We start from the raw sequence: 3,542 nt of genomic DNA on the forward strand, positions 1-3,542 counted from the left end.
GATGTAGGCGTCTTCCATGCGGTCGATGGCCGCAACCGGATCCGTGCACGAATCGGCGGCAAAGCGCCAGCTGCCGATGGACGATCCCAGCAGGTGCAGCGGCTGCCGGCGTCCCTGGAACCAGCTGCCGAACAGCACCCGGTCCAGGTGGCCCAGGATCAGCCATTTTGGGCCCCCCGCGGCACCGGCCACCACCTTGACATTGTCCGGGCCAAGCCCCTGTGACCGGATGGTCTCCAAGGCCCGTTCGCCGGCCAGAAAAACCAGCCGCTCACCGCTCACGGTTTTGCACGTTCCCTGACAATTCGAATTCGGTGGGTCTCCTGCAGTGTCTGCCAGACCCGCTTCATGATTTCTCGTCCGGTTTGCGGGTCATCGTCGGCGTCCTTGCTGATATACACATCGAAGGCATACTGCAGGTAGGGAAGGCTTTTTTCGTCCATGTTGGCGATGAGCGATTTCTCTTTCAGGGACATGCCGGAAAGGATGTCCGCCACGATCCGTTGCATGTCCAGTGGGGGATTGGTTCTGTGTTTCATGGCTGACGCTTTCAGGAGCGCTGAAACAGGTTTCGGGACTTCCACGGATCGGTGTCGCCGTCCGACTGTTGATGGTACGGGGCGTTTTCGTAATCTACGGCGGCGATATGCGCGCACATGCCGCCCAGCTTTTTTACCACCACCTGATGCTCGGGGTGGGTCTGGTAGTGCTTGAGGGTATCCAGGTTGGCAAACACCGACACCAGGGCGAAATCGTATGACCGGTCGGACCGGGCTACATCCCGGCCGAAATCGTAGCTTTCGATTTCATCGATGCGGTCGGGCAGGCGGTCCAGCAGGGCTTCCAGTTCATCGATCTCTTCAGCGGTGACTTCGGGTTTGAATTTCATCATCACGACGTGGGTAATCATTTTCTCCCCCTTTTTCTGATGCGTTGAGCGTGGAATAACGCGTAATGCAGATACCGGGCTCTTTAGGAAATTGTAAAGCCGATTCATAGCACAGGTGGTTATCAAGCTGAATGAAAATTTTTGGGCGAGTATACACGCTGGACAACGTCGATCAATCATTTTATAACCGCCTTATCCCGTTACCTGAAGTTTTTCTTGAATTGCCGAAGCCAACAGAAAGCGAGAACGTATGACTCCGATGGATACTGACCCACGCGCCGCTTCGATTATCATGGCCGCCGGAAGAGGCAGCCGGATGAAAGACTATGCGGGCAATAAAACCTTACTGCCCTTAGCTCCGCGCGATTCTGTTTTTAGCGGACAGCGACCGATCATCATGCACCTGATGGAGAACCTTCCCGTAGGGCCCAGGTGCCTGATTGTTAACCACTGCAGAGCGCAGGTTATGGACACCACCCAGGGGACTGGGGTTGTCTATTGTGAACAGCCGGTACTCAACGGCACCGGCGGCGCCATCCTTGCCGCCAAGGATTTCGTGGCTGCACAGCTTGTCCCGCACGTGATCATTACCATGGGCGATGTACCATTCGTGCAGAAGACGACTTACGAAACCCTTGTCGATGGCCTGGGCGTCCACGATTTGATGATCCTGGGTTTTTCTCCAACGGACAGGAAGCAGTATGGGGTGCTGGAGATCGAAAAGGGGCAGGTGAGAAAAATTACCGAGTGGAAATACTGGAAAGACTACCCGGCAACTCGGCAGGATTCTCTGACCGTCTGCAACTCCGGCATTTATGCCGTGCGCAGAGCGGACCTGGCGGACTATCTTCCCATTTTGGCCTCCCGGCCGCAGATCGTTCAAAAGCAAGTCAACGGCAGGATGACGGACATCGAAGAGTTCTTTTTTACCGACCTGATCGAATTCATGGTCAAGGATGGCAAGCGGGTCGGGTTTCACGTGGTTGACGACGAATTCGAAACCATGGGAATCGATGACGTGGCCGCACTGGAAAAGGCTCAGGCCATTTACCGGGCTCCGACCCGCTAACAACCTGATAGATAAATCCTGCCAAAGCGTGGGACCGTGGCCTGAGGACGGAGGTTCGTGCTGGGCAATCGCTGGCTTCGGGACACCCGTTTTCCGACTTCCGTCCTCTGACTTCGGTCATCCGGCTTCATCCAACACCCGCAGTGCTTCCCGATGCGCCTGGCTGAAGGGGTCTGTCACTGTCTCCACGGCATTTGGCGAACATGATGTCGGAACCATGTAAAAGTAGACGGCCTGCATCAGAAAAAACAGCCAGATGCTGATGGCCCAGGTGAGGCTGGAGCCTGGGCCTAAAAGCGCCACCAAGCCCGCACCACCGCCGACGGTGATCACTTCGGCGGCCACCGCCCGAACCGGCGTCGCGCAAAAGCAGCTGCCGCTGCGGATCCAGCTGAAAATTCCCAGGCCGAGGAAGAAAAAGCCGGCGTAAACACCGGGCCACAGGGCTGTCCCCAGCAAAAGGGCCATCGGAAACAGGATGACACTCGGCCCTTTGCCGCTCCATTGGGCCAGCAGCGCCGCATAACCCAGCAGATCCAGCCACAGCACCAGCGTGAAAGCCATGGGCCAGCCGATGGGTCCGGCCAACGACCATGCAGCGGGCATGACAGTCAGGGCGCTTATCAATCCATAGACCAGGGTGGTTCGCACGGGCCGTTTCATGGGGTCTCTCCTTTCTGCAGCGCCTCTTTTCGCGTGAGCAGTTCCAGTTCTATTTCCTCATTACCGGGATCGATCGAATAGATGGTTCCCGCGTTGTGGCCTGAAGCCGTCTCGAACAATCGGTCGGCAGCCCGGCTACAATAGGCATCCGCTTTGGCCTTAAGGGTTTCATACTGGAGCCGCTGATGGGCCAGGGTTTCCGCCAGCTGCGTTTTCTCCTGCGCCATCGTATCTATCTGCTCCGTCAAATGGCTGGATGCGGATTCAAGGGCACGGCGCCTGCGGATCAGCATTCGGGCGATATCGTCTTTCTCCTTTTCCAGCGCCAGGACCAGATCCCGTTCCAGCTTATCCATCTCCTGGGCGTGGCGGGCGACCTGGCCGGTCAGGCGGCCGATGCGCTGTGTCAGTGCGTTGACCTGCTGTTCCTTGTGTCCGAGGCTGGTTTCCATTTCTCTCAGGTATTGCTTGAGCAGCAAGCCTTTGTCCTCCAGTTGATCCATCACGCCGTGGACATCGGCTTTGCACAGTCTCAACATGCGGGTCATGATTCCCATGGGACAACTCCTTTTTAGAATTGTGAATTTTTAATTCTCAATTTTGAATGAAGGATTTCTAACGGTTTTATTAAAATAGACAGAATACAAACATTCAAAATTTAAAATTCATAATTTAAAATTAATAGGTTATTATCCTCTCCACCTCAGTTTACTGTTTATCTCTTCTCAGTCGATAGCCGTCATACTGCAGGGACTTTGCAGCCTGCTTCTTTTTTTGGGCCACGGCTGCCGGTGCACCGGTGAACGTTTCATCCACCTGCTGGCGAAGGGCCTGCACATCCGTTTCCAGGTTCTTGGCCACTTTGGCGGAGCCGACGGCGCTGTTGATGGCCTCATGCTTGGCCTCGTATTCATGAATCCG

General features: G+C 55.6%; 6 protein-coding genes and 1 pseudogene. 1 reads left to right on the plus strand and 6 read right to left on the minus strand.

What is annotated here, in order from left to right; all coding sequences use genetic code 11:
* From QNK41_RS08240 to QNK41_RS08250, 3 genes and pseudogenes are all read right to left on the minus strand, one after another.
* Nucleotides 1-282: pseudogene (locus QNK41_RS08240) on the minus strand (patatin-like phospholipase family protein); the annotation flags it as partial.
* The gene (locus tag QNK41_RS08245; protein WP_319255618.1) at nt 279-539 is read right to left on the minus strand and encodes a hypothetical protein; all 261 of its coding nucleotides are present in this window, start codon (nt 537-539) and stop codon (nt 279-281) included. The gene QNK41_RS08245 and the pseudogene QNK41_RS08240, both read right to left, overlap by 4 nt.
* 11 nt (nt 540-550) lie before the next feature.
* On the minus strand, nt 551-910 hold the full coding sequence (locus QNK41_RS08250; RefSeq protein WP_319255620.1) for a Dabb family protein: 360 nt from the start codon (nt 908-910) through the stop codon (nt 551-553).
* Nucleotides 911-1,148: 238 nt separating this feature from the next.
* Between QNK41_RS08250 and QNK41_RS08255 the strand changes: the two genes are divergently transcribed.
* Nucleotides 1,149-1,958 carry an NTP transferase domain-containing protein gene (locus QNK41_RS08255; protein WP_319255622.1) on the plus strand — a complete coding sequence of 270 codons (810 nt, stop codon included), beginning with the start codon at nt 1,149-1,151 and terminating at the stop codon, nt 1,956-1,958.
* A gap of 117 nt (nt 1,959-2,075) precedes the next feature.
* Here the strand turns inward: QNK41_RS08255 and QNK41_RS08260 are convergent, their stop codons facing one another.
* From QNK41_RS08260 to QNK41_RS08270, 3 genes are all read right to left on the minus strand, one after another.
* A complete protein-coding gene (locus QNK41_RS08260; RefSeq protein WP_319255624.1) occupies nt 2,076-2,621 on the minus strand; it encodes a hypothetical protein in 546 nt (181 codons plus the stop codon).
* Nucleotides 2,618-3,178, minus strand: coding sequence for a PspA/IM30 family protein (locus QNK41_RS08265; protein WP_319255626.1), 561 nt, complete (start codon nt 3,176-3,178; stop codon nt 2,618-2,620). Before QNK41_RS08265 ends, QNK41_RS08260 begins: the two co-directional genes overlap by 4 nt.
* Nucleotides 3,179-3,329: 151 nt before the next feature.
* On the minus strand, nt 3,330-3,542 hold a 213-nt coding region (locus QNK41_RS08270), incomplete at its 5' end, for a hypothetical protein (RefSeq protein WP_319255627.1).

Origin of the sequence: Desulfosarcina sp. (genome assembly GCF_033791525.1) — a bacterium.
Lineage (GTDB): Bacteria > Desulfobacterota > Desulfobacteria > Desulfobacterales > Desulfosarcinaceae > Desulfosarcina.